This is a genomic window from Thalassolituus sp. UBA6592, assembly GCF_002433655.1.
Lineage (GTDB): Bacteria > Pseudomonadota > Gammaproteobacteria > Pseudomonadales > Oceanobacteraceae > Venatoribacter.
The window spans coordinates 1-5,185 of record NZ_DJIO01000017.1 but is presented as its reverse complement, the minus strand read 5'-3'; the positions used below and the strand labels follow the sequence as shown (position 1 = coordinate 5,185).

The 5,185-nt window shown below is 53.6% G+C and carries 5 protein-coding genes; all 5 read right to left on the bottom strand.

What is annotated here, in order from left to right; genetic code table 11:
• On the bottom strand, window positions 1-1,166 hold a 1,166-nt coding region (locus B2Z72_RS01445), incomplete at its 3' end, for a methyl-accepting chemotaxis protein (RefSeq protein ID WP_297004041.1).
• Window positions 1,167-1,230: 64 nt separating this feature from the next.
• The gene (cysG, locus tag B2Z72_RS01440) at window positions 1,231-2,601 is read right to left on the bottom strand and encodes a siroheme synthase CysG (protein WP_296983811.1); all 1,371 of its coding nucleotides are present in this window, start codon (window positions 2,599-2,601) and stop codon (window positions 1,231-1,233) included.
• Window positions 2,598-3,881, bottom strand: a complete 1,284-nt coding sequence (serS, locus tag B2Z72_RS01435; RefSeq protein WP_296983812.1) for a serine--tRNA ligase — start codon at window positions 3,879-3,881, stop codon at window positions 2,598-2,600. Before serS ends, cysG begins: the two co-directional genes overlap by 4 nt.
• A gap of 22 nt (window positions 3,882-3,903) precedes the next feature.
• Entirely contained in the window at window positions 3,904-4,278 is a 375-nt protein-coding gene (gene crcB / locus B2Z72_RS01430; RefSeq protein ID WP_296983813.1) for a fluoride efflux transporter CrcB, read from the bottom strand.
• On the bottom strand, window positions 4,275-5,185 hold a 911-nt coding region (locus B2Z72_RS01425), incomplete at its 5' end, for a replication-associated recombination protein A (RefSeq protein ID WP_297004040.1). The genes crcB and B2Z72_RS01425, both read right to left, overlap by 4 nt.

The following is a 5,185-nucleotide window of genomic DNA, read 5'->3' as shown; positions in this document are numbered from 1 at the left end:
TTCAGCGCCAGCAGGTTGGTTTGTTCGGCAATGGCTTTAATCACATCAAGAATACTGCCAACATTCGCGGTATCCGCTTCAAGCTGACGGATCACTTCACTGGCACGCTCTACTTCACCTGCCAGCTCGTTAATACTCTGCACCGTATCTTTAACAATGGCACGTCCGCCTTTGGCAGCCTTGTCCGCCGCGGAAGCCTCGCTGGCAGCAGAGTTAGCATGCCCTGAAACCTCGTGCATACTGGCGACCATCTCATCAACCAGCAGCGAAACATCCGCTGTTGCACGGTTCTGTTTTTCGGTAATGCGGGAGGTTTCCGAGGTCAGGCTGCCAAGATTATCCGACAGCGTTGTCAATGGATGCGTTGTGCTGACTACTTCACCTATGTTGCGGTGCAGCTTTTCTACAAACAGGTTAAACCAGTGCACAACGTCGCCGATTTCATCTTTGGCAGAAATTTCGATGCGAGCGGTCAGATCGCCTTCGCCACTGGCGATATCCCGCAGGGATTTCACCAGACGAGACACCGAGCGGTTAATACTGTGACTCATGGACCAGGCAACGAACGCGAGAATAATCAGTGTAACGACCGTAACAACAAGTCCGATAGAGGTCGCGCTGCGGGCGGCAGCGTTGGAGGCTTCAACCGTATTATTGAAGGCTGCCACACTGTTGTCTGCGTAGGACTTAAGATTTTGTCTGGCAGATTCCAGCGATGCATTCATCTTTTCGATGGTGCTGCCGATCAGTGCCGGATCCAGCGAGCCATCAATCATGCCTGACGCCAGAGTTCTGGCTGTATCAAAATAGGCACTGAATACCCGTTCGCTGGCTGCAACCTGGGAAGATTGCTCAGGCCAGAGGGTGTTCAGGCGCTTAAATGCTCCGACCATATCCGCAGACAGTCTTTCAGCACTGGATACGAAGTCCATTTCACCTGTGGTGACCGCGGTGGAAAAAAGCTCTTCGATTCTCGCCAGGCGCTCAATATTTGCCTGTGACGTCTCAACCACCGGAAAGAAGGTCTTCTGAATACGCTCAAGGCGTTCTGAGTTGGCCGTATTCATATTAAGGTTGATGAAAAAGCTGATCAGAAAACCAACGACAGCAACCCCTGCCAATGTCAGAATTTTAGTGCGGATCTTAAGAGAATTGAGAAAGTTCATGCCCTGGCCCGGTAATCATTATTACTGAGCCTAAGCTTAGATCAATTCCACAGCTTTGCTTTGGTTATTGGCGCCACTTCAGCTGATCATGCAATCTGACCACATCACCGACGATGGTCAGTGTCGGTGCGTGTATTTCACGCCCGGTAATGTAATCTGACATGGTCGACAGTGTCGCGACGTGGACCTTTTGGTCCGGCAAGGTGCCCTTTTCCACCAGAGCGATTGGCGTATCGCCAAGCATTCCGGCGTTCTGCAGCTGTTCGCAAATAACCGGCAGGCCACTCAGCCCCATATAAATCACCAGGGTCTGATCAGGGTGAACAAGTTCAACCCAGGGCAAATCACAGCCACCATCTTTCAGATGACCGGTAACGAAGCGTACGCTTTGGGCGTAATCCCTGTGGGTCAGCGGAATCCCGGCGTAGGCTGCACAGCCACTGGCCGCTGTAATGCCAGGGACAACCTGAAATGGTATCGAGGTATCTGCAAGCTGCTGAATTTCTTCACCACCACGCCCGAAAATAAAAGGATCCCCCCCTTTCAGTCGCACCACGCGCTTGCCTTCCTGCGCCGATTTTACCAACAGCTGATTGATGCCATCCTGCGGAACCGAATGATCACTCATGCGTTTACCGACGTAATACTTCTCTGCCGCCGGATCCACCAGATCCATAATGGCATCACCGACCAGTCGGTCGTAATACACCACGTCCGCCGATTGAATAAGACGCAGAGCGCGGAAGGTTAACAGGTCAGGATCGCCAGGGCCGGCGCCGACCAGAGCCACTTCGCCCTGTTGTATTTCGCCCTGTAGGCAGGCATTTGTTTCTGCTTCCGCCCGCTCCGCCTGACGCGCGAGAATCATCTCCGGTGCACGACTGTTAAGCCAGCGACGCCAGAAGGCTGCGCGGTCAGCAGATGGAATAAGTGCTTTAACCTTATTCCGCAGGGTTTCAGCATAAGCAGCGAGGCGACCGTAATCCTGTGGCAGAAACGCCTCCAGTCGCTGGCGCACATGTCGGGTCAGTGCCGGAGCGGAGCCACTGGTGGAAACGCTGATCATCAATGGCGATCGATCAATAACGGCAGGGAAAATAAAGTCGTTATCCTGGGTTTTATCGCTACGACACACAAGACAGCCGGCGTTACGGGCAACCGCCGCCAGCGCTTCATTCAGATCGCCGTCATTGCTCGCAAGAACAACAAAACTGCCTGCAGGAAATGATTCGTCAGTACTTGCCGGGCGCAATTCGAGTTGAATGCGGCCATCGTCAGCAAGCTTTTGAATATCCGTAGTTACTTTTGGGGAAATAACAGCAACAGACGCCCCGGCCTGCACCAGGGTCGCTGCTTTACGGGCGGCAACGGGGCCGCCACCAATAATTACGAAGGGACGTGCATCCCCCCGCAGAACGAGGGGAAGTGTCATCATTTAGTGATAACCTCAAGACCACGCATGTAAGGACGCAGAACCTGAGGCACGATGATGCTGCCATCTTCCTGCTGATAATTTTCCAGCACTGCCACCATGGTACGGCCTACAGCCAGACCGGAGCCGTTCAGAGTGTGAAGCAGCTCTGGCTTACCGGTTTCCGGATTGCGCCAGCGTGCCTGCATACGCCGCGCCTGATAGTCAGCGAAGTTACTGCAGGATGAAATCTCACGGTACTTCTGCTGACCGGGCAGCCACACTTCCAGATCGTAGGTTTTGCGGGCAGAAAAACCGAGGTCGCCGCCACAAAGAATCACTTTACGGTATGGCAGATTCAGCTTCTGCAGAATAGCTTCTGCATGACCGGTCAGTTGCTCCAGAGTCGCTTCAGAGTCTTCCGCTTTTACAAACTGAACCAGCTCTACTTTATCGAACTGATGTTGGCGGATCATGCCTCGGGTATCACGACCATAACTGCCGGCTTCACTGCGGAAACACGGTGTATGCGCCACTTTTTTGATTGGCAGCGGACCATCCACAACCGATTCACGCAGCAGGTTGGTTACCGGCACTTCCGCAGTCGGAATCAGATAAAAATCTTTTTCGCCCTGAGCAGAAGGAATTTTAAACAGGTCTTCTTCAAATTTCGGCAGCTGACCGGTACCTTCGAGAGCCTGCTTGTTCACCAGATACGGCACGTAGGTTTCGGTATAACCGTGTTCTTCGGTGTGAGTGTCCAGCATGAATTGAGCAAGAGCACGATGCAGGCGTGCCATCGGACCGCTCATCGCCACAAAGCGCGATCCGGCAACCAGGGAGCCCTGATCGAAGCTCAGGCCCAGAGGTTCACCCAGATCAACATGGTCTTTAGCCTCGAACGAAAACTGAGCTGGCTCACCCCATTTCAGCACTTCGATATTGTCGTCTTCATCCTTGCCGAACGGTACAGATTCATCCGGCACGTTAGGGATGCTCATCAGCAACTGCTGCAGAGCAAGCTCGGCTTCTTTTGCCTGCTGCCCGGCTTCGGTAATGTCGGAATCAATGCTGCCCATTACCTGAGCTTTGGCATCTTCCGGGGACATGCCCTGACCAATCAGTTGACCGATCTGCTTGGACGCCTTCTTCTTTTCTGCCTGCAGCGACTGAGCGCGGGTCAGAGCCGATTTGCGCTGTTCATCCAGACGATTGAACTCTGCGCCATCAAAAGTGAAGCCTTTTTTGCCCAGAGCTGATGTAACCTGCTCCAGGTTTTCACGAATAAACTTAACGTCCAGCATTACTATTTATACCAATAACAATTTATACAAAAGATTTGGAAAGCCACATACCGGCCACGGTGGCCAGCAGACACCCTGTCAGGCTGAAGCCGGCGTAACTGACAAAAGCCAGCCAGCGCTCCTGTTGCAGCATGGCAACACTCTCCAGCGAGAAAGTAGAAAAGGTCGTGAAGGCACCGAGAAATCCAACCATCAGCAACTGCTTGTGATAGTCGCCGCCCCACTGATGCTGTACCAGCCAGACGTAGGCAATTCCCATGGCAAAGGAGCCTATCAGGTTCACACTTAAGGTGCCATAAGGAAAGGGTTTGTCCATCCATTTGAAGATTGCCGTCGCCACGACATAGCGGCTGATAGCGCCCAGCGCGCCGCCAAGACCAATCCAGAAAAAACTCATTCACCATCCTCCGGGTAACGCTGCAGCGGTGATTGCTGATTCAGCTGACGCAGATACTCAAGTTTCTGCCCGATTTTACCTTCCAGCCCTCTGTTGGACGGCTGATACAGACGTTCATGGCGCAATTCTTCGGGCAGGTAGGTTTCCCCGGCGGCGAACGCCTCTGGTTCATTGTGAGCATAACGATACTCGGCGCCGTAGTTCAGCTCTTTCATCAACTTTGTCGGAGCATTTCTGAGGTGCAGCGGCACTTCCAGACTCGGATGGCTGGCAACCAGCTCTCTTGCCCGGGCAAGGCCGCGGTAAACCGCGTTGCTTTTTGGCGCGCATGCCAGATACACAATGGCATGTGCCAGATTCAGATCTCCCTCCGGTGTACCAAGTCGTTCCAGTGCGTCCCAGGCATTCAGAGCAATGGTCAGCCCCCGCGGATCAGCATTGCCGACATCCTCGCTGGCGATCGCCACCGCCCTGCGGGCGATATAAAGGGGGTCGCAGCCGCCGTCGAGCATCCGAACCATCCAGTACAGTGCTGCATCCGGATCCGAACCGCGCACAGACTTATGCAACGCCGAGATTTGATCGTAAAAGGCCTCGCCGCCCTTATCAAAGCGCCGGGTCTTATCGCCCAAAATTTCTTTAACATCCTGAGCTTCAAGCCTTGCTTCCGGATTCAGCTGTTGCGCCATTTCCAGTATGTTCAGCGAACGGCGGCCATCGCCATCTGCCGCCGCCGCAATGAGCTGCAATGCCTCATCATCCGCCTGACTGCCGGTTTTTTGCAGCGCCTGACTGAGCAGGTTTACCAACTGGCCATTGCTCAGCGCCCGCAACACATAAACCTGCGCACGGGAGAGTAAGGCATTATTTAGTTCGAATGATGGGTTTTCCGTGGTGGCGCCAATAA